The organism is Candidatus Poriferisodalis sp. (assembly GCF_965237655.1).
Lineage (GTDB): Bacteria > Actinomycetota > Acidimicrobiia > Acidimicrobiales > Poriferisodalaceae > Poriferisodalis.
The window spans coordinates 655,154-675,578 of record NZ_CBDEGB010000001.1 but is presented as its reverse complement, the minus strand read 5'-3'; the positions used below and the strand labels follow the sequence as shown (position 1 = coordinate 675,578).

The 20,425-nt window shown below is 66.7% G+C and carries 14 protein-coding genes; 9 read left to right on the top strand and 5 right to left on the bottom strand.

The features are described from left to right. Positions 1-45 precede the first annotated feature (45 nt). Positions 46-1,485: a magnesium chelatase gene (locus tag ACPXYO_RS03285; protein WP_423916614.1), complete on the bottom strand. Its 1,440-nt coding sequence runs from the start codon at positions 1,483-1,485 to the stop codon at positions 46-48. Positions 1,486-1,569: 84 nt separating this feature from the next. Between ACPXYO_RS03285 and ACPXYO_RS03280 the strand changes: the two genes are divergently transcribed. The 5 genes from ACPXYO_RS03280 (at position 1,570) to ACPXYO_RS03260 (ending at position 9,083) form a co-directional block, all read left to right on the top strand. Beyond that, positions 1,570-2,790 (top strand): hypothetical protein, encoded by a 1,221-nt coding sequence (locus ACPXYO_RS03280; protein WP_423916612.1) that lies wholly within the window; start codon positions 1,570-1,572, stop codon positions 2,788-2,790. A gap of 223 nt (positions 2,791-3,013) precedes the next feature. Then, positions 3,014-3,844: a succinate dehydrogenase cytochrome b subunit gene (locus ACPXYO_RS03275; protein WP_423916610.1), complete on the top strand. Its 831-nt coding sequence runs from the start codon at positions 3,014-3,016 to the stop codon at positions 3,842-3,844. Positions 3,845-3,873: 29 nt separating this feature from the next. Then, positions 3,874-5,835, top strand: coding sequence for a fumarate reductase/succinate dehydrogenase flavoprotein subunit (locus ACPXYO_RS03270; RefSeq protein WP_423916608.1), 1,962 nt, complete (start codon positions 3,874-3,876; stop codon positions 5,833-5,835). A gap of 53 nt (positions 5,836-5,888) precedes the next feature. Next, positions 5,889-6,650: a succinate dehydrogenase/fumarate reductase iron-sulfur subunit gene (locus ACPXYO_RS03265; RefSeq protein ID WP_423918660.1), complete on the top strand. Its 762-nt coding sequence runs from the start codon at positions 5,889-5,891 to the stop codon at positions 6,648-6,650. 54 nt (positions 6,651-6,704) lie between these two features. After that, positions 6,705-9,083 (top strand): hypothetical protein, encoded by a 2,379-nt coding sequence (locus tag ACPXYO_RS03260; RefSeq protein ID WP_423916606.1) that lies wholly within the window; start codon positions 6,705-6,707, stop codon positions 9,081-9,083. A 23-nt stretch (positions 9,084-9,106) separates the two neighbouring features. Here ACPXYO_RS03260 and ACPXYO_RS03255 read toward each other — a convergent pair whose 3' ends face one another. Further along, entirely contained in the window at positions 9,107-10,468 is a 1,362-nt protein-coding gene (locus ACPXYO_RS03255) for a PQQ-dependent sugar dehydrogenase (RefSeq protein WP_423916604.1), read from the bottom strand. Positions 10,469-10,681: 213 nt separating this feature from the next. Here ACPXYO_RS03255 and ACPXYO_RS03250 point away from each other — a divergent pair, with 213 nt between their 5' ends. From ACPXYO_RS03250 to ACPXYO_RS03240, 3 genes are all read left to right on the top strand, one after another. Beyond that, the gene (locus ACPXYO_RS03250) at positions 10,682-11,173 is read left to right on the top strand and encodes a pyridoxamine 5'-phosphate oxidase family protein (protein ID WP_423916603.1); all 492 of its coding nucleotides are present in this window, start codon (positions 10,682-10,684) and stop codon (positions 11,171-11,173) included. 121 nt (positions 11,174-11,294) lie between these two features. Then, on the top strand, positions 11,295-11,849 hold the full coding sequence (locus ACPXYO_RS03245; RefSeq protein ID WP_423916601.1) for a hypothetical protein: 555 nt from the start codon (positions 11,295-11,297) through the stop codon (positions 11,847-11,849). 36 nt (positions 11,850-11,885) lie between these two features. Next, positions 11,886-13,316, top strand: coding sequence for a flotillin family protein (locus ACPXYO_RS03240; protein ID WP_423916599.1), 1,431 nt, complete (start codon positions 11,886-11,888; stop codon positions 13,314-13,316). A 39-nt stretch (positions 13,317-13,355) separates the two neighbouring features. Here the strand turns inward: ACPXYO_RS03240 and ACPXYO_RS03235 are convergent, their stop codons facing one another. The 3 genes from ACPXYO_RS03235 to ACPXYO_RS03225 all read right to left on the bottom strand — a co-directional run bounded on the left by ACPXYO_RS03235 (position 13,356) and on the right by ACPXYO_RS03225 (position 16,636). After that, positions 13,356-14,129, bottom strand: coding sequence for a TerC family protein (locus ACPXYO_RS03235; RefSeq protein WP_423916597.1), 774 nt, complete (start codon positions 14,127-14,129; stop codon positions 13,356-13,358). 42 nt (positions 14,130-14,171) lie between these two features. Then, the gene (locus ACPXYO_RS03230) at positions 14,172-15,608 is read right to left on the bottom strand and encodes a Fic family protein (RefSeq protein ID WP_423916595.1); all 1,437 of its coding nucleotides are present in this window, start codon (positions 15,606-15,608) and stop codon (positions 14,172-14,174) included. A gap of 137 nt (positions 15,609-15,745) precedes the next feature. Continuing rightward, positions 15,746-16,636, bottom strand: a complete 891-nt coding sequence (locus tag ACPXYO_RS03225; RefSeq protein WP_423916593.1) for an HDIG domain-containing metalloprotein — start codon at positions 16,634-16,636, stop codon at positions 15,746-15,748. A gap of 154 nt (positions 16,637-16,790) precedes the next feature. Here ACPXYO_RS03225 and dnaE point away from each other — a divergent pair, with 154 nt between their 5' ends. Beyond that, positions 16,791-20,324, top strand: a complete 3,534-nt coding sequence (gene dnaE / locus ACPXYO_RS03220) for a DNA polymerase III subunit alpha (protein ID WP_423916592.1) — start codon at positions 16,791-16,793, stop codon at positions 20,322-20,324. Positions 20,325-20,425 lie beyond the last annotated feature (101 nt).

Below are 20,425 nucleotides of genomic sequence, written 5' to 3'. Positions count from 1 at the left end.
CCCGCATGTCGATCACTCTGTCACGGTCGCAGCCGGGACAGCGACTCAGCCGCGTGAGCGATAGGTCGCCCGGGCGCCGACGTGCTCTTTGTTGAGACGCTTGGACAGGTGCAGACCCTCGAGCACCAGCTCGACGGCCGAGGCGAGCACCGCTGGACCGGCGTGTTGCGAGGACGGCGGGTCGGTGACCGCAGCAACCAGCGATTCCGCAGCGACAGCCAGCGCCTGGTTGCCGGCCAGCAGCTCCATGTAGGCCTCCGAGCCGAGGTCGTCGCCGGTGTGCACGACCTTCCCCTCGCCGAAGCTGGCAACCACGTCGCTCAACTCGTCAGGCGAGAAGCGGTTCTTGAAGACCTCCAAGACGGCCGCTCGCAGCATGGTCTCCACGATCTTGCCGTCGCGTCCCTCTTCCATCGACTCGATCTCGATCTTGCCGGCGGTCGAGCTCATGAGCGCTTCCAGGTCGCTGACCCTGGGCACGACGTGGCGCTCGCCTCGCTGCAGCGCCCGGCGGGCGGCGTTCGCAACCAGCGTCTCGGTGTTGGTGACCGTCATGCGCACCGACACGCCGGAGCGCTGGTTGACGTGGCTGCTGGAACGAGCCACATGGCTGAACGTGGCCACGATCTCAGACATGAAGTCGGGCAGGGTGACCTTGACGCCGCCATCGAAATCCGCCAGATCCAACGGGCGCGCCTCGGCCGCCGCAATGTCCATCTCGGTGTCCACATCAAGGGGGTAGTGGGTGCGGATCTGCGCACCGAAGCGGTCCTTGAGCGGCGTGATGATGCGGCCCCGGTTCGTGTAGTCCTCAGGATTAGCCGTCGCCAGCAGCAGCACATCCAGTGGCAGGCGGATCTTGTAACCCCGGATCTGCACGTCGCGTTCCTCGAGCACGTTGAGCAGGCCCACCTGGATGCGTTCGGCAAGGTCGGGCAGCTCGTTGATGGCGAAGATGCCGCGGTTGGTGCGCGGCACCAGTCCGTAGTGCAGCGTCAGCTCGTCGGACAGGTACCGACCCTCGGCCACCTTGATGGGATCGACCTCACCGATGAGGTCGGCGATCGAGGTGTCGGGAGTGGCCAGCTTCTCGCCATAGCGGAGGCTGCGATGCGCCCAGGCAATCGGAGTGTCGTCGCCGTGCTCGGCGACAAGGTCGCGGGCGTGACGGGAAACCGGGTTGTAGGGGTCGTCGAAGATCTCCGAGCCCTCGATGTAGGGCATCCACTCGTCGAGCAGGTTCACCAGCGAGCGGATCATGCGGGTCTTGGCTTGGCCCCGCTCGCCTAGAAACACCACGTCGTGACCGGCCAGCATGGCGTTCTCGAGTTGGGGCAGCACCGTGTTCTCGAAGCCCAGCACACCCTCGAACAGCGGCTCGCCCGCTGCAACGGCCTTCGCGGCGTTCGCACGCATCTCGTCTTTGACCGGTCGAGACACCCAGCCGATCTTGCGCAGTTCGCCGAGCGTCGCGGGTTGGGTCATGGCGGGCAACCTAGTGGCCTGTTGGTGTGCAGGCGCGGGGACTGTCGCGCCAGGAGCTCCGGCAACGACCGGTACCGTCGCGACGTGAGCGTCGAATGGTCGCTGGACGGCGACTGGCTGGTGCGAGCAGCGGGGCACGGCGAGTGGCGCACTGTGGCCGACCACGCGCTCGACGAGTCCGGCTGGCAGAAAACTGCCACTCCCGGCCGGTGGTGGCTCGATCCCGGCCTCGGCGGCGAGAGCGCAGTTCTGTACCGGCGGCGCTTCGATCTGTCGCCAGATCTCGAGTCCCAACTCCGCAGCGATGCGAACCCCGACGCTCGCTGGTGGTTCGTTGTGAGCGGCTTGTGCGAACTCGGCCACCTGTGGCTCGACGGCACGTACCTGGGCGACCTGAGTGGGCGCCACGCCGAGCACGCCTTCGAGGTGAATCAACTGCTGCGCACCGGCAAAGAGCATCTGGTAGCCGTTGAGGCTGCGCGCGGAACTGTTCGAGTGCCCCAGAGCGCGGACGCGCAGCTGCGGATCGAACAGACCGGCCCGGCGCGCATCGAACGCGTCCGTGCACTGGTGATCGAAGCTAACTACGACAGGGCAGTGCTGCGCATCGCCGCCAACGTGGACAGCTCCGGCACTCACAGATGCGAAGTCACGATCGCCGTGCTCCCGATCGGCGCCCCAGGTGCCGACGCCCCAGGTGCCGACGTAGCAGGAAACAGTGCGGCGCTGGGCAACGGCCTGGCCAAGTCGGAGCCGGTCCTGGCCCGCGGCCGCAACGAGCTGGAGTGGCTGGTGGCAATGGAACGACCGGCGCTGTGGTGGCCGGCGGGCATGGGTGCGCAGCCGCAGTACCGCATCGACATCGACGTCGCTGTCGACGGGCGCTCCAGCCACGCCGTGCAGCGCTCAACCGGCATCCGGACGGTGGCAGTTCGAAGGGGCGAGTGGTTCGTCAACGGAGAGCCGTACCGGCGAGAAGCCCCCGCACTGGTAACGGTGGAACACGACGTCGCCCATCGCAGTACCTACGAAGCTGCAGATGCCGCCGGCACGCTGTTGTGCCAGCAGTTCACGCTCGAGCCCAGCGTGTTTGTCGGCGCAGAGCGTGGCCTGCGCGCGCTCGCCATCCGGGGATCTGCGGCGGCTGTCGAGGGGGTCGGCCACCATCCCAGCGTGGCCGCCTGGCAGCCGGTGCAACCCTCCGGTGGGCGGCGCCGTGCACCGTGGATCCGTCCATGGGTCGAACGCACCCTGCGCCACGCCATGCGTTCCGCCGATCCCACCCGCCCGGTGCGCTTGGGGTAGGGGGTGTAGCTCCCCGCTGTGTCCCCAGCAGGGCGAACCCGGCGCGCTCGGCGGGGCCGGCCAACTCCAGCCCGCCGACAGGGAGCGCTGCAGCAGGCGCGCAAGTACCGTACGGCGTTGGCGCGTCCAGCCAGCGGGTCGCGCCCTACAACCTCAGCCGCGCTGACCGGCTGGTTGCACGCAATACTGGGTCGCCGCACCACGCCACCCCCAGGAGGAGCACATGGCGCCGACTGCCACGCAGGCCGCCGGGTCTGCACCGGTGTTCAAGACCAAGCGCCCGCTGCCGTTCCCGCTGAACATCTACCAATCAGCAGTCGGCCGCAAGTGGGTGATGGCGTTGACGGGCATCGGGCTGCTGGGCTTCGTGATCGTCCACATGATCGGCAACCTGCACCTCTACGAGGGCCCCTCGCGGATGTACGAGTACGCCGAGACGCTGCGGGACCTCGGCGGCGGTCTGCTGCCTCGCACGCTGCTGCTGTGGATCATGCGGGTCGGGCTGCTGGCCATGTTCCTGGTGCACCTGCACTCGGCGTACACGCTGAAGGAACGCAGTCGGCTGGCCTCCGACCGGGCCAGCTTCGTAGGCGGCACCAAGAAATACGAATCCAAGCGTGACTACATCGCCGCCAACTACGCCTCGCGCACCATGCGCTGGACGGGTCCGATCGTGGGCCTGTACGTGCTGTTCCACGTTGCCGATCTCACGTGGGGCTGGTGGTTGGGTGACGCCTACGTGCGGGGCAACCCGTACCACAACGTGGTCGAGTCGCTTTCGTCGGTCCCCGTGGCGATCATCTACGTCGTGGCCAACCTGGCGCTGGCCATCCACATCTTCCACGGCACCTGGAGCATGTTCCAGAGCCTCGGCGTGAACAATCCGCGCTACAACGGTCTGCGCCGCAACCTGGCGACGGTGCTGGCCGGCGTGATCCTCGTCGGCAACATGTCATTCCCGATTCTCGTCCAAGCGGGCCTCGTCGACGAGGACAACGCCAAGTGCAGCAGCGTCGATCTTGAGTGCTTGGCCGACGAGGCGGAGGCACATTAGATGCAGCGAAGAGGCGGAGGCTCACTGAGATGGCTTCTGAGAGGGCTGACGCGGCCATGAACGGTTCATCGAACGGCGTGCTCGACGACCGTGTGCCCGATGGGCCCATGGCAGACAAGTGGCAGAACCACAAGTTCTCCATGAAGCTGGTCAACCCGAACAACAAGCGCCGCTTCGAGATCATCGTGGTGGGCACCGGCCTGGCGGGCGCCTCAGCGGCAGCGTCGCTGTCTGAGCTGGGCTACCGGGTGAAGGCGTTCACCTTCCACGATTCGCCCCGTCGGGCGCATTCGATCGCTGCACAGGGCGGCATCAACGCAGCGAAGAACTACACCAACGACGGCGACTCGGTTCACCGGCTCTTCTACGACACCGTCAAAGGCGGCGACTACCGCAGCCGCGAGGCGAACGTGCACCGCCTGGCCGAGGTGTCGCTGAACATCATCGACCAGTGCGCCGCTCAGGGCGTGCCGTTCGCACGCGAGTACGGCGGGCTGCTCGACAACCGCAGCTTCGGCGGCGCGCAGGTCAGCCGCACCTTCTACGCCCGGGGCCAGACCGGCCAGCAGCTCCTGCTGGGCGCCTATCAGGCACTCGCCAAGCAGGTCGCAGCCGGAGCGGTCGAGCTTTATACCCGCAGCGAGATGCTGGACCTGGTGACCAAGGACGGACGGGCCTGCGGCATCGTGACTCGCGACCTGGTCTCCGGAGAGATCGAGGCCCACTCCGCGCACGCGGTGGTGCTGGCGACCGGCGGCTACGGCAACGTCTATTACCTGTCCACCAACGCCATGGCGTGCAACGTCACCGCCGCGTGGCGGGCGCACCGGCGCGGGGCGTACTTCGCGAACGCTTGCTACACGCAGATCCATCCCACCTGCATCCCGGTCAGCGACGAGTTCCAGTCGAAGCTGACACTGATGTCGGAGTCGCTGCGCAACGACGGCCGTATCTGGGTGCCCGAGACGATGGACGACGCTCGCTCACCCGACCAGATCCCCCCCTCCGACCGTGACTACTACCTCGAGCGCAAGTACCCGGCCTTCGGGAACCTGGTGCCGCGCGACGTGGCGAGCCGCAATGCCAAGACCGTCGTGGACCAGGGCAGGGGCGTCGGGCCGCTGCGCAACGGCGTCTATCTCGATTTCGCCGAGGTCATAGCCCGCGAGGGCAAAGCGGCGGTGGCGGCGAAGTACGGGAACCTCTTCGACATGTACGAGCGCATCACCGGGGAGAACCCCTACGAGGGGCCCATGCGCATCTACCCGGCCACGCACTACACGATGGGCGGTCTGTGGGTCGACTACCACCTCATGACCACGGTTCCGGGCTGTTACTCCATCGGTGAGGCCAACTTCTCCGACCACGGGGCGAACCGGCTTGGTGCCTCGGCGCTGATGCAGGGCCTGGCGGACGGCTACTTCGTGCTGCCCTACACCATCGGCGACGACCTGGCTGGGAGGCTCGGCGAGTCGGTGGTGCCGCTGGACGACCCGGCGTTCACCCAGGCGGTTGCCGGGGTCACCGATGCCACCCAGCGGTTCCTGTCGATCGGCGGCACTCGCTCAGTGGACTGGTTCCACCGGGAGCTGGGCAAGATCGTGTGGGACTGCATCGGCATGGAACGCACCCGGGAAGGCTTGGAGAAGGCCTTGTCCGAGATCCCAGCGCTCGAGGCCGAGTTCTGGGCGGACCTGCGGGTACCGGGATCGGGCGCAAATTTGAATTCGGGTTTGGAGAAGGCCGGCCGGGTCGCCGACTTCTTCGAGCTGGCCAAGCTGATGGCCCGCGACGCGCTCGTTCGCGCGGAGAGCTGCGGCGGGCATTTCCGGAACGAGCACCAGACTCCCGAGGGCGAGGCGCAGCGCGATGACGAGAACTTCGCGCACGTCGCCGCGTGGGAATGGAACGGGCCCGACGAGACGCAGACCCGTCACACCGAGGAGCTGGACTTCGAAGTGGTGGCACTGACACAGCGGAGCTACAAGTGAGCGGGACCAACGGCCAGCCCAGCCAGTCCGGCCAGCAGAGCCACGGCGGCACTCTGAACCTCAAGTTGCGCATCTGGCGGCAGGAGGGGCCAGACGCCCCAGGTCGGTTCGAGGCCTTCGACGCACCAGACGTCAGCGAGGACATGTCGTTCTTGGAGATGCTCGACATCATCAACGAGCGGCTCATCGACGAGGGCGGGGTGCCGATCGAGTTCGACCACGACTGCCGTGAGGGCATCTGCGGCACGTGCAGCCTGATGATCAACGGCCGGGCGCACGGTCACGAGGCCGCCACCACGACGTGCCAGTTGCACATGCGGAAGTTCTCCGACGGCGATGTCATCACCGTGGAGCCATTCCGGGCGAAGGCGTTTCCGGTGGTGCGCGACCTGGTAGTGGACCGCAGTTCCTTCGACCGCATCATCGAGGCGGGCGGCTACATCTCGGTCAACACCGGCGCAGCCGGCGACGCCAACCTCACCCCCGTTCCCAAGGAGGCCTCGGACGCATCGTTCGACGCTGCGGCGTGCATCGGCTGCGGCGCCTGTGTGGCCGCGTGCCCCAACTCGGCGGCGCAGCTGTTCACCTCGGCGAAGCTGGCACATCTCAACCTGATTCCCCAAGGTCAGCCTCAGCGGTGGGAACGCACCGAGGCCATGGTGGAGACGATGGAGCAGTACTTCGGCTCGTGCACCAACCACGGCGAGTGCACCGAGGCCTGCCCCAAGGAGATCAGCCTCGACTTCATCGCATTCATGAACCGCGACTACGTCAAGGCCAAGATCAAGAATCGCAAGCTGACCGGCCAGAACTGAGCCCGGCCACCGCGATCCGGTGCCACGCATCGGGGTGACTAGCGTTCCGCATTCGTGAAGAGAGATCGCGGTCCCGCAATTCCGACTTCGACGGCAAAGCGTCGCAATCGGCGTTTCAAGCCAGCAGCGAAGGTAGTGATGGCCCTGGCGGCCTCGCTAGGCGTCCTTGCACCAGCGGTGCCGTCGGGCGCGGCAAGTTCGCCATCGAATCTTGCACGCAATGGGCCCAACCTGACGCTCGTCGTGGCCGGTTGCCCGGGCCCAGCCGACAACGCGGTCGCCGAGGCGCTGGCTCATCACGCCCGCAACGCAGCGAAAGTGTGCATCGATCCCGGCGGCCTGTCGCCCGAGACCGCCGCCCTCATAGCCGACTTCGCGCCAGACCGCGTGCAGGTCGTGGGCGGCGAGGTTGCGGTGCCACCGGCGGCGATGGATGAGTTGACCACAGCGGCGCGTGCGGCATACCGCTGGAGCGTGGTCGAGCGCCTCGGCGGTGCCACCCGGATCGAGACCGCAGCGTTGGCTGCCCGCGTTGCGCTGGAGCGCCCTGAGGTCGTCGGACTGGACACGGCCACCCTGATTGTGGCGAACGGCTGGAACGGGACCGATGTCCGCACTGCAGCAGACGTGGCCGCCCAGACCGCAGACGCAGCCGTCGCATACGTATCGCCGCGCACGATCGCGGACGGCTTGCCGGACGCAACCGCCTCCGTGATCGCCGACTACCGCCCTGCGCGTGTCGTGATCGTGGGCCGTGCCGATGACGTGGGCTCAGCCATCGAAACGGCGGTTAAGGCGACGCTGGATGCCATCGGATCGACGATCGAGATCGAGCGGATCGCCGAAGCAGGAGAGCCTCGCGTGGCGATCCCCGAAGCCTCCCCGTCAGATGAGCAGGCGCGCGCGATCTTCACTGCCATCCAGCGAGGACTGCCGCGCCCCGCTCCCGTGAGTGGAACGTCGCTGCCGGTCCTGGCAATGAGCAAGGCGCGAGGCCCCTCCGGCGAGGGCGAACGCCTCTGGACGGTGCGCGCCGACGGATCGGAACGGCAGCTGCAATCCGAAGACCATCGCGGCTGGGCATGGCATCCGAATGACGGTCGTTTGAGTTGGTCCAATTTCGACGGCCATCTGAGGGTCGCCGGGCTCGCCGGTGACGAACAGGTGCTCTTCGAACCGGGCGGATACCCGACGTGGTCACCCGGCGGCCGCCACGTGGTCGCCTTCAGGTTCATCGACACCGATGGCGACGGTCGTTCCGACAGCATCGAAGCGCACCTCGCCGCGGCCGATGGCAGCCGACTCCGCCGCATCGGCCACGTCGATTACCGCACCTTCCTCTTCTCGGATCTATCGCTCGCGAACTGGTCGCCCGACGGGCGACGCCTCGCGTACGTGGAGCTGTCCACCGATCCCGAATCAGGGGAAGAGACATCGCACGCGCGTATCAAGACGGTGGATGCACGCACTTCCCCCGTCACTCTCGGGGAGGACGTCACGTTCCTGGGCTGGTCACCTGATGGTCAGCGCATCGCGTATGCCACGCCAAGCGACTGTGACGGCAACGAGCGGAACGAGAGCCAGAACCTCTGGATCGCGAGCAGCGATGGCAGCGACGACCGCGATCTGGGCTTCATCGACCGCATCCAATGGCGCCTCCTGCATCTCTGGTCGCCGGACGGCAGCCACCTCGCGTACGAGTCGCTCGATCCGACGGACTGCTCGATGCGACTCAAGGTGCAGACCGCAAACGGCGACACCAACGTGCTCGAGCTGCCGGTCGGCAGCCGATTCATGGGCTGGTCACCCAACAGCACCCACCTCGCCTACGGCATCACAGTCGGCACGGCCGGCCGGGGCGTCCCGCTGCGGGAGCACGCCTGGGTGGTGCGACGCGACGGGAGCGACCTGCGTGAGCTGGGCGAGATCCGATCAAACGTGAACGGGGCGCTGCTGTGGTCGCGCTACGGCAACCATCTGGCGTACACCCAGGTGCTGCGCGATGCAGACGGCGACGTCATCGGCACCCGGCCCATGGTCCAGCAGTCCAACGGAATCGGCGGTGCTGCGGCCGTCGAGGGGAACGGCAACGTCCTCGGATGGTCTCCGGTGGACAACCGCCTCGCCTACGTCGCGCACTATGACGAGAACGGCGACGGCGTGATCGATCGCCGGGCACTTCAGTTGCACACCGCCGGATCACTGGGTGCCGAGCTCACGCTTGTCCACGAACTGCCTGATCTCACGCTCGGGGCGCGCTGGTCGCCCGACGGCGCCTACCTCGGCTACGGGTCAGGCCCGACGGAACTCATCTTGGACTGGTTCATCAACCGCCGGCGAGGCTCTGATGGGTGGGTCGTGTCCACCACTGAGCCGCGCTGGACGCTCCGAGTGGTCACCGACCTCGCTTGGGGCGCTTGGCAACCCAGCTGAGGGCGGCATGTTGCCGGGAGCCTTTACGGCGTGACTGATTCGAGGCGGAAAACGATGCCCGCTGCGCTGAGCACGTAGAGCTCGCCGCCGGCATCCTCGCCGAAGGACACCAGCGAGTTGCGCGGTACCGACACGCCGAGCTCGATCCGCTCTGGTTCGCCGCCGGGTCCCCGAACCAGGCCCCACAACGCACCCGTGCAGTAGTCGCCGAACACGTAGGTGCCCCACAGGGCCCCGATGGCGCTTCCCCGGTAGACGTAGCCGCCGGTCACTGAGCAGCCCTCGTCGTGGCTGTAGGTGTAGACGGGCAAGACAAGGTCGGCGGGAGTGTCGGAACCGGCACCGTTCTCACTGAACTGCTCGTTGCCCTCGAACAGCGGCCAGCCCAGGTTGGCGCCCGGTGACCATCCGTCATCGGCTGGCAGCACATGGATTTCCTCGAAGCGGTCCTGGCCGACGTCGCCGATCCACAGGTCGCCGCTCTCGCGATCGAACGAGAACCGCCACGGGTTGCGCGCGCCGTAGGCCCACACCTCGGGCGCTCCCCCGCTGGTGGCGAACGGGTTGCGGTCACCAATGCCGTAACCCCTCCCCGAGGCAGGGCTCGGATCGATGCGCACGATGGTGCCGAGCAGCGTGTCGCGATCCTGGCCCTGCCCGAAGACGTCATTCGCGCCGCCGCCGTCGCCGAAGCCGATCCACAGCTGCCCGTCGGGTCCAAACGTCAGGTCGCCGCCGTTGTGGTTGCACGCAGGTTGATCGAGCGCCAGCAGCACCTTGCTGCGGTCGGTCTGGGGGATCTCGCCCTCCATCGGCACGACCGCGATCCGGCTGTTGCGAGCCGTGTCGGTATAGCTGAGGTACAGCAGCGAGCCGTCGGGAGCGAACGCGAGGCCCAACAGCCCGTTCTCGCAGCCCTGGCTGACCCGCGTGCCGACGTCTGCCACGAGCTGCGGTGCGGTACTGGCATCGGCAGGGTCCAGCAGCCACACCTGCCCGGTCAGCGTGGCCACGTAGCGCTGGTCCGTGCCGGGCCTGGCGACCAGAGCGGTCGGCGAGGCGATCTCGGCAACGGGCACCAGTTCGAACCGGGTCTCGGCGAGGGACTGCGTTGTCGGAGTGGCACTGGCCGGCGCGCTGGAAGTCGCACTCGGTGCTGTGCCGGTCGCCGCTGGCGCAGTGCCGGTTGCTGCAGGCTCAGTACTGGTTGCCGGCGCCGGGACTGTGCGCAAGGCAGGAGGCGCCGTCACCACAACGCTTGGGTCGCCTGCAACACCCGGCTGCTGCTGATCGGCCGAGCCGGCAGGATCGTCCGCTCCGGAGCCGCACGCTGCGGCCAGAAGCACCATCACCGCAACCATCGCTGCTGCACGCACCGGCCTCATGGCCGCGACGGTACCGACACCGTCCGCTTCGAGCGTTAGCGAATAGGCGCCGATGCCTGGCAGCCCCGACTGCCTCGACTTTGTGCAGAAATGCCGCCACAGACGGCAAATTTGCACACAGAAAGCGTGACAGCAGCTTGCCGCGACGGTACCGACGCCGTCCGCTTACCCTCACGGCGAAACGCATCGAGTCGTGAACGAGGCGGAATTCGGATGAGCACGACGAGCAACGTGATGAGCTGGGCAGCCTTCGCAGCGGCCTGCGGGGAGCTGGCCGGGCGGGTGCAGGAGCGTTTCGAGAATCACCAACACGCCGTGATGGCGACCATCCGTCGCAATGGCTCGCCCCGCATGTCGGGCATGGAAGCGCCGATCCGTGACGGGCATCTGTGGCTGGGCATGGAGCAGACCTCGGCAAAGGCCGCCGACTTGCGACGCGACCCGCGCCTCGGCCTGCATTCGACGCCCGACGACGAGGACTTGGCGGCAGGAGATGCGCGGATCGAGGGCAGCGCTGTGCCAGCGGACACCGAACAGCTCAAGGTCTTCGTGCGCGGGCATCACCACGAGATCGATGACTCGGTCCGCTTGGCGCTCTTCACTATCAACATCGCCCGAGTGGTGCTGGTACACGTTGAGGACAGGCACCTGGTGGTCGAGACCTGGACGCCGGCCGGTGGCCTGACCGAGCGCAGGATCAGCTAGGCCAGTTCAGCTAGGCCAGTTCAGCTAGGCCAGTCCTGTCCCGAAGGCAGGTTCGCTCGCGGTCTTCGCCGCAGACGGGCCACTCGTAGCGACGCGTAGAGTTCCAGCGAGGAGGCAGTTCATGGGTGACTGGTGGCAGACTCTGACCGGCGATCTGCAGATCTTCTACGCGATCGCCTTCATCGCCAGCTTCTTCCTGCTGTTGCAGATCGCGCTGCTGGCATTCGGCATCGGAGGTGACGTCGAATTCGACGTTGGCGACGAGGACCCGGGCAGCGGGTTCCTGTCTGTGCGGACGTTGACCGCGTTCTCGTTTGCGTTCGGCTGGACGGGCGTCCTCATGAAGCAGGCAGACCGCTCCACAGCTCTGTCGGTGGGCGTCGCCGTCGCCGCCGGCTTCGCAGTGTTCATTGCCGTGGGCTTGCTGTGGCGCTCGTTCGCGAAGCTCGACGAGAGCGGCTCGGTCGACTACCAGTCCGCAGTGGGCGCGCACGGCACCGTCTATCTCACGGTTGCCGCGAACCGTGCCAAGCCAGGCAAAGTCGAAGTGATGGTGCAGGGACGACTGCGGGTCATCAACGCCCTGACAGAGTCCGAAGACAGCCTGCCTGCCCAGACTGCCATTACCGTCATCGGCGTCGTCGACCCATCGACTGTTCTCGTAGCGCCTCACTAGCCTGACCTTCCACACCAAACAGACATAGAGGTAGCTATGGCCGTCATCGCACTCGCAGCTGGCCTGTTCGCCATCCTGCTGACCGCTCTGCTGTGGATCTCATCGCGCTTCAAGCGCTGTCCATCCGACCGGATCCTCGTGATCTATGGACGCGTCGGAGGGGAAGGTGAGTCGGCGAAGTGCCTGCATGGCGGCGGCAGAATGGTGTGGCCAATCCTGCAGGGCTGGTCCTTCTTGGACCTCACGCCGATTCCCATCGAGATCAAGCTGCAAGGCGCTCTCTCGCAGCAGAACATTCGGGTCAACACGCCAGCCACGTTCACGGTCGGGGTCTCCACCGAGCCAGGCGTCATGCAGAATGCCGCCGAGCGGCTGCTCGGTCTGACTCTGCTGGAAATCGAGAACCTGGCCCGCGACATCATCTTCGGTCAGATGCGCGTGGTGATCGCCACCATGCCGATCGAACAGATCAACACCGACCGCGAGCAGCTCATCGTCAACATCACCGAATCGCTCGAGCTCGAACTGCGCAAGGTCGGGCTGCGCCTCATCAACGTCAACATCCAGGACATCACCGACGAATCGGGATACATCGACGCTTTGGGTCGCGAAGCCGCAGCCCGCGCCATCAGCGAGGCCAAGGTCAAGGTGGCCGAGCAGGAGCGCGACGGCGACATCGGCGCCGCAGAGGCGCAACGCGAGCAGCGCATCCGCGTGGCGCAGGCCAACGCCACCGCGACCGAAGGCGAGAACGAATCGTACGTTGTGATTGCTCAATCGGCCGGCGAGCGGCGCCAGTTGGAAGCCGAAGCCGAGCGCGCCGCCAACGCCGCTGAGCGCGTCAGCCAGGCACAGGCCGCACAGGAGTCGTTCTCGGCTGAGGCAGAGGCCGAGCGGGTGCGAGCAGAGCGCGACAAGGCCGCACAGGACGCCGACATCGTGGTGCCGGCCCAGGTGGAACGCGAGCGGGTGCGGACGCTTGCCGAAGCCGAGGCCGACCGGATCAGGCTGGTGAAGGCTGGCGAGGCCGACGGTCAGCGGCTGCTCATGGAGGCTGAGGCGCTGGGCTTGCTGGCATTGCTCAGCCGCCGCGCCGAGGGCTTCGGTGCCCTGGTGGCCGCCAGCGGCGGCGCGGCGCCCCAAGCAGCGCTGCTGATGATTGCCGAGCAACTGCCGAACCTCGTGGCCGAGCAGGTGAAAGCCATCTCGAACCTCAAGATCGACAAGATCACGGTGTGGGACTCGGGCTCGGGTGGCGACGGGCAAGCCGGCACGACGGCCAACTTCGTGTCAGGTCTGGTGGGCGCTCTGCCGCCGTTGCATGAGGTGGCAAGCCAGGCGGGCATCAAGCTGCCTCAGTTCCTTGGCGAACTCGAGGACGAAGGGGCGCTCGATCGACTGCGCGAGCTGGCCGACCGGCTGCGGGATGACTCAGACGAAGACGCAGACGACGAGGGCGCCGAGTAATACCTCGTTGCCCGTTGCCCGCCGCCGGGAACGGGCGACTCAGTGCGCTGGTGCGTCAGTGTCGGGCAAGCGGCGCTCATGGAACTCGACCGGTGGCGTGCGGGACGCGCGGTTGCGCTTCATCCGCAGATTGAGCGCCTCAACCATCACCGCGAAGCCCATCGCGAAGTAGATGTAGCCCTTGGGGATGTGGAAATCGGCACCCTCGGCCACCAGCGACATGCCGATGAGCAGCAGGAAGCTGAGCGCCAGCATTTTGACGGTGGGATGCCGGCTCACGAACCGCATCACCGGCCCTGAAGACCACAGCATCACCCCGACAGCGATGACGACCGCCGCAATCATCACGCCCACCCGGTCGGCCATGCCGACGGCGGTGATGACCGAGTCGAGGCTGAACACCAGGTCGAGCAGCAGGATCTGCACGATTACCCGCGCGAACGAGCCCGCTGCGCTGCCATCGGGGCCGTGGGCGTCGTCGCCTTCGAGCTTGTGGTGTATCTCGAACGTGGACTTGCCGAGCAGGAACAGCCCACCGCCCAGCAGGATCAAGTCGCGCCCGGAAAGCTCGTGGCCGAACACCGAGAACAGGGGAGCCGTCAGCCGCACGATCCACGAGATGCCGAGCAGCAGGAGCACCCGCATCCCCATCGCCAGCGACAGGCCCACGACCCGCGCCCGGTCGGCCTCGCGGCCACCCAGCCGGCCCGCCAAGATCGAGATGAAGATCACGTTGTCGATGCCGAGCACGATCTCGAGCACCGTCAACGTGACCAGCGAGATCCAGATTTCAGGATTCGACACCCACTCCACGGGCGCACACGCTAGAGCGATGGCGCGATACGCCCATCACGTTCAGCGTGTGCGAGGCGGGTGGCGACGCTGCGGGATGGCGCGGCAGTGTCCTCGGTGCCCTGCTGCGAGCCCGCAGCGCTGTCCGGTCGAGCGCACCAGCAAGGGGCATCGATCCCACTTCGCCCCTAGCTCAACGCTCTCGGTGACGCCCGAACGGTCGTCGCTGTCGTCGACCCGAAGAAACGGATCATCGGCGATCTGACCGAGGAGTTGACGTGCGGATTGGGGGTCACCCATCGTCGAGGACATGACGTCGTACATGTCGAATATGTGGTCGGCGTCGTAGGCGCGCAGTCGCGGACCGACGCGACGGCTCCGTGTGATGCCAGCTTCAGTCAGGCGACGAAGAGCGTCCGCGCATCGCCGCTGCGAGAAGCCGGATTCCGCTGCAAGAAGTTCTGGGGTCAACGAGGGTTGCGACACCAGCAGGTTCACTGCAGCCAGAGCCGCCGAGCGCCCGGTGCGCTGCCCGACACGCTCGCGCCAACGGTCCTGCAGGCGTGATACGGCATTCGCATAGGAACTCGCCGCTTCGCACGACTGGTTCACTGCTGTACTGACCACTTCGAGCAACGGGATGATGGCTGCGGATCTGTGCGCGTCATCGGGCGCTCCGACGTAGCTCTGATATGCAGCGAGCGATCGCAGGTAGACGTCACGGTTCTGCGACAGCGCCAAGCTGATGGGCGGCATGAACCCCTCCGAGGCGCATCGATGCCTCAACGCGGCATACAGGAGCGCCCGACCCGCACGGCCGTTGCCGTCGCCGAACGGATGAATCGTCTCGAATTGAGCGTGGCCCACCACTGCCTGGAGAACCGGCGAATGATCGCCAGTTCGGAGGTAGGAGACCAGATCTTCCATGAGCGGCCGGCACTCATCGGGCGGCGGCGGCACGAAGTCGCTATCGAGTGGATGCCAGTCATTGCCGCCGACCCAATTCTGTGTCGTCTTCAAGACGCCGCCGAGTCGCGGATTCGGAGACGAATCCATCAATACGCGATGGGCATCGCAGAGCAGTTCGACAGTCAATGCTGCCGGCTGGACCAGGATGCGCAGTGCTTCAGACGTTGCTTCGATGTTGCCGATCGCCTCGCCGACACTGCCCCGACGATGAGGTGGTGAAGGGGACGCCTCGGCGATCAGCGCGTGCACGACCCGCCGGGCTTGGGGTGACACTCCCTCGATACGCGATGAGCCGAGTGACTCCGCCCAGAAGAACATGCTGACCGAAGCTGAATCTGGTGCAAGCACTGAAGCCGTCGCAACCAGTTGGCGCTCGGCGTCAGCAACGAATGCCGCCACATTGGCTGGCAGCAGAGGATGCCAGCCGATCAGGCGGTGAGGGACATAGGCGAGGAATGTGCCCAGCCGCCGGTCGACAGCCCGTGGCGCCGCCGGATTTCCCGGCCACGACTCGGTGCGAAGGAAGCCCATGATGGTGACCCTCTTCCGCTGCTGGGTGTGGCGCTTACCGCGCCAGTTCTCATCGCATTTGACGCGTAAACAATCTTATCGTGTCAAATGCAACAGAGACATGCCGCAGCAACAGTGGTCGTCGCCGCGGGTCGCATTCATTCCTCGCTCCGATGCTCAACGGAAGCTTGGGCGGCCCACCACCCATGGAGGCGGCGGCGCACCTCGTCATCGCCCAGTTCGCCTTCAGTTCGGCGCAGCTCCAGCAGGAACTTCATGGCCTGGCCCACCTCGGGCCCGGGTGCCAAGCCCAAATGGGCCATCACTTCGTCGCCGTTCATCTCGGGACGCACCTCGGCGACGGCCTGCTCCCGAGCCAGCCGGGCGATGCGAACCTCGAATCGGTCGAGCGCATCGTGCAGCGCCTGGATCCGCTTCACGTTGCGCGATGTGCAGTCGCTGCGCACTATGTCGTTCAGGTCGCCGAGCAGCGGCCCGGCGTCACGGGCGTAGCGCCGCACCGCCGCATCGGTCCAGCCGGTGTCGTAGCCCTTGAAGCGGCCCGACAGGTGCACCAGCCGGGCCACCTCGTCGGTGAGCTTGCGGCTGTAGCCCATCTGCGGCATGCGGCGGCGAGTCATCTTGGCGCCCACGGCCTCGTGGTTGCGGAACGTCACCCCACCGTGGGAGAACGAGCGAGTCAGCGGCTTGCCGATGTCGTGAAAGAGCGCCCCGAGGCGCACCCGCAGCCGCGGCGGGCTCTGGGCCACGACGGCGATCGTGTGCGCCAGCACGTCCTTGTGGAGGTGGACCGGGTCCTGCTCGAGCGCCAGCGCCGGCAGCTCGGGCAGGTGCTGATCGGCCCAGCCGCTGTCGACCAGCTCCCACAAGCCCTGGCGCGGATCGTCGACCACCAGGATGCTGTTGAGTTCGTCGCAGGGCAGTACGGCACCGTCGTCGAACTCCAGCTCGTCGGCAGCGAGCTCGTCGACGCTGTCTCGGTCGTCAGCGCCCGGCGCGCTGTGCGGCGCGCGGTGCGGGGTGCTCATCCCTCCATGATGCAGTGCTGCGAGCCTCCGTCCAACCATGTTTTGCGGGGGTTTTGCCACATCGACGCGCGCACGCTTCCGCGATACCGGGATCGCGCCCGCAACGGGTCTAGGTTCGACAAACGGGTCACTTCGGACAACATCAAGGAGCAGCGTGGCAGCGTCGTTCGTTCACCTGCACACCCACACCGAGTACTCCCTGCTCGACGGCGCGGCGCGCATCAACGAAGTCGTGGCTGCAGCGGCCGCCGACGGCCAGCCGGCGCTTGGCATCACCGACCACGGCAACATGTACGGAGTCCTGGACTTCTACCGGTCAGCCAAGTCGGCGGGCATCAAGCCGATCATCGGCACCGAGGCCTACATGGCGCTCGACAGCCGCCACGAACGGCCCAGCCGAAACCGGGCCAAGAACACCAAGGTCGACGACTCGGGCGACGACGGCGAGGGCGAGAAGCTCTACTACCACCTGACGCTGCTGGCCCACAGTGACGCCGGCTACCGCAACCTGCTCAAGCTGGCCAGCCGGGCCTTCCTCGAGGGCTACTACTACAAGCCCCGCATGGACTGGGAGATGTTCGCCACCCACGCCGACGGCCTGATCGCCACCACCGGATGCCTCAGCAGCGTCACCCAGCAGGCTCTGCTTGCCGGCGACTACGACGAGGCCCTCCGCCGTGCTGGCCGCCTGCAGGACATCTTCGGGCGCGATGGTCTGTATGTCGAGCTGCAGGACCACGGCATCGGCGCCCAGCGCGACTGCAACCCGCAGCTGCTGAAGATTGCCCATGACCTCGGGGCGCCACTGCTGGCAACCAACGACTTGCACTACACCCACCAGGACGATGCGCTGGCCCACGATGCGCTGCTGTGCGTGCAGACCGGGGCGCTGCGCAGCGATCCGGACCGCTTCAAATTCCACGGCGACCAGCACTATCTCAAGTCCGCAGCGGAAATGCGGGCGCTGTTCGGCGAACATTCCGAGGCCTGCGACAACACGCTGGCGATTGCCGAGCGCGCCGAGGTGAACATCGAGTTCGGGCGGATGCTGCTGCCGCATTTCGAGGTGCCCGCCCCGCACGCCGATGCCGACGCCTACCTCGCACACCTGGCGTTCGAAGGAGCAAAGCGGCGCTGGGGCACCAACGTGGCGCAGAGCACCGCCGAGCGCATCGCGTACGAGCTGAAGGTCATCTCCGACATGGGTTTCAGCAGCTACTTCCTGATCACCTGGGATCTCATCCGCCATGCCCGAGACAGCGGCATCCGGGTGGGGCCCGGCCGTGGCTCAGCTGCCGGCTGCGCCGTTGCCTACTGCTTGGGCATCACCGATCTCGACCCGATCCACTACGGCTTGCTGTTCGAGCGATTCCTGAACCCGGCCCGCATCTCGATGCCCGACATAGACATCGACTTCGACGATCGCTACCGCGACGAGATGATCCGCTACACGGCCCAGAAGTACGGCCATGACCACGTGGCGCAGATCATCACGTTCTCCACCATCAAGGCGCGGGCGGCGGTGCGCGACGCCGCTCGGGTGCTGGGCAAGCCGTACTCCCTAGGTGACCGCATCTCCAAGGCCATGCCGCCGCTGATCATGGGCCGCGACACCCCGCTGGGCGCCTGCCTCGAACGCGACGACAAGCACGCCGACGGCTACGCGGCAGCGGCCGAGCTGCGCACCATGTACACGCACGACGACGAGGTTCGCGAGGTGGTCGATGTGGCCCGCGGGCTCGAGGGCCTCATCCGGCAGGACTCGGTGCATGCCGCTGCCGTGGTGATCAGCCCCGAGCCGCTCACCACGTACCTGCCGATCCAGCGCAAGCCCGAGGCGGGAACCGACCCCGACGAGGCACCCATCGTCACCCAGTTCGACATGGGCGGCGTGGAAGATCTCGGCCTGTTGAAGATGGACTTCCTGGGGCTGCGGACCCTGTCGATCATCGACGAGACCGTGCGGCTGGTCGAGCGCACCACCGGTGAGCGGCCCGACATCGACTCGGTGCCCCTCGACGACGCCGCCGCGTTCGAGCTGCTGCGAGCGGGCGACACGATGGGCGTCTTCCAGCTGGAGTCCACACCGGTGCGCTCACTGCTGCGGTCGATGCAGCCCACCCAATTCGAGGACATCTGCGCACTGGTGGCGCTGTACCGGCCCGGTCCCATGGCAGCCGACATGCACAACGACTACGCCCACCGCAAGAACGGCCGCCAGCTCGCCGCGCCGCCGCATCCCGATCTCGCCGAGCTGCTGGGTGAAACCTACGGGCTGATGATCTACCAAGAGTCGATGATGCGGGTGGCCCAGGAGATCGCCGGCTACTCCATGGCCGACGCCGACGACCTGCGCAAGGCGTGCGGAAAGAAGAACCGCGAGCAGATCGCCGAGCACCGCACCAAGTTCGTTGAAGGCAGCGTGGCCAAGGGCTACACGGACGACCTCGGCAAGCAGTTGTTCGACATCATCGAGCCATTCGCCGACTACGCCTTCAACAAGAGCCACGCGTTCGCGTACGGGCTCATCGCCTACCAAACGGCCTACTTGAAGGCCAACTACCGCACCGAGTTCCTGGCCGCCGTGCTGACGGGTTCCAAGCGCAACATCGACAAGGCGGGTGTGTACCTGGCCGACTGCCGCCAGCACGACATCGAAGTGCTCGTGCCCGACATCAACCGCTCTGAGCTGGACTTTGCGGCCGACGGGCAGACAATTCCCTTCGGGCTGTCGGCGGTGCGCAACGTGGGCGAGAAGGTGGCCGAGCCGATCATCGCGGAGCGGACCGCCAACGGACCGTTCGCCGACTTCAACGACTTCTGCGAGCGGATGCCGCGCGAGGTGCTGAACCGCAGGTTTGTGGAGTCGCTCATCAAAGCCGGCGCATTCGAGTCATGCGGCCACACCAGGGCCGGACTGCTCGGCGTGTTCGACCGCGTCATCGAGGCCGTCTTGCGGCGGCGCACTGAGGCCGCGGCGGGGCTGCAGTCAATGTTCGGCGGCGCGGATGCCGGTGGCGTCGACTTCGACGACCGGATCGAGGTGCCCGACATCGAAGCCTCCGAACGCGACACGCTGGCGTGGGAGAAGGAGCTGCTCGGGCTGTACGTGTCGAATCATCCGCTGCACGGCGGCGAGGCGCAGCTGCGGCGTTCGGTGGACTGCCCGGTGACCGGGCTCGGAGAGCTGCCGCCCAACCCAGACGGGGGGCAGCAATGGGTGACGCTTGGCGGCGTGGTGCAGAGCCTGCAGCGTCGCTACACGCGCAGCGGTGAGCCGATGGCCCGCTTCATGCTGGAGGACCTGTCCGGATCGGTGGAGGTGACGCTGTTCCCCAAGGGCTTCGCTGCCGCGGGCGATGTGCTTGCCGAGGACGCTGTCGTGCTGGTGCGCGGCCGCCCGGATCGTCGCGGCGAAGGTGAGACGACATTCCTCGCGAACGAGGTGGAGCACTTAGAGCTCCGCAAGGGACCGGTGCCCTTGTGGCTGAACGTGGAGCGCGTCGACATTGACGAACACTGGCTGGAGTCGTTCGAGCGGATGCTGTCGGAATCCCCCGGCGACCAGCCCGTGCACATACGCGTCGGCGACTCGGTGGTGAAGCTGCCGGAGTCGCGTTGGGTGGATGCGAGCACCCTGGCTGGACCGATGCGCGAGCTGCTCGGCGCCGACGCCGTACGTACGTGAAACTTCGGCAGCAAAGCGCGCACCGCAGCCCCTAGCCTTGCCCGGTGGCTGCACGCGCGGCCGACCCTCCGATCGCGGCACCGGCCGCCTAACAGTTTCCT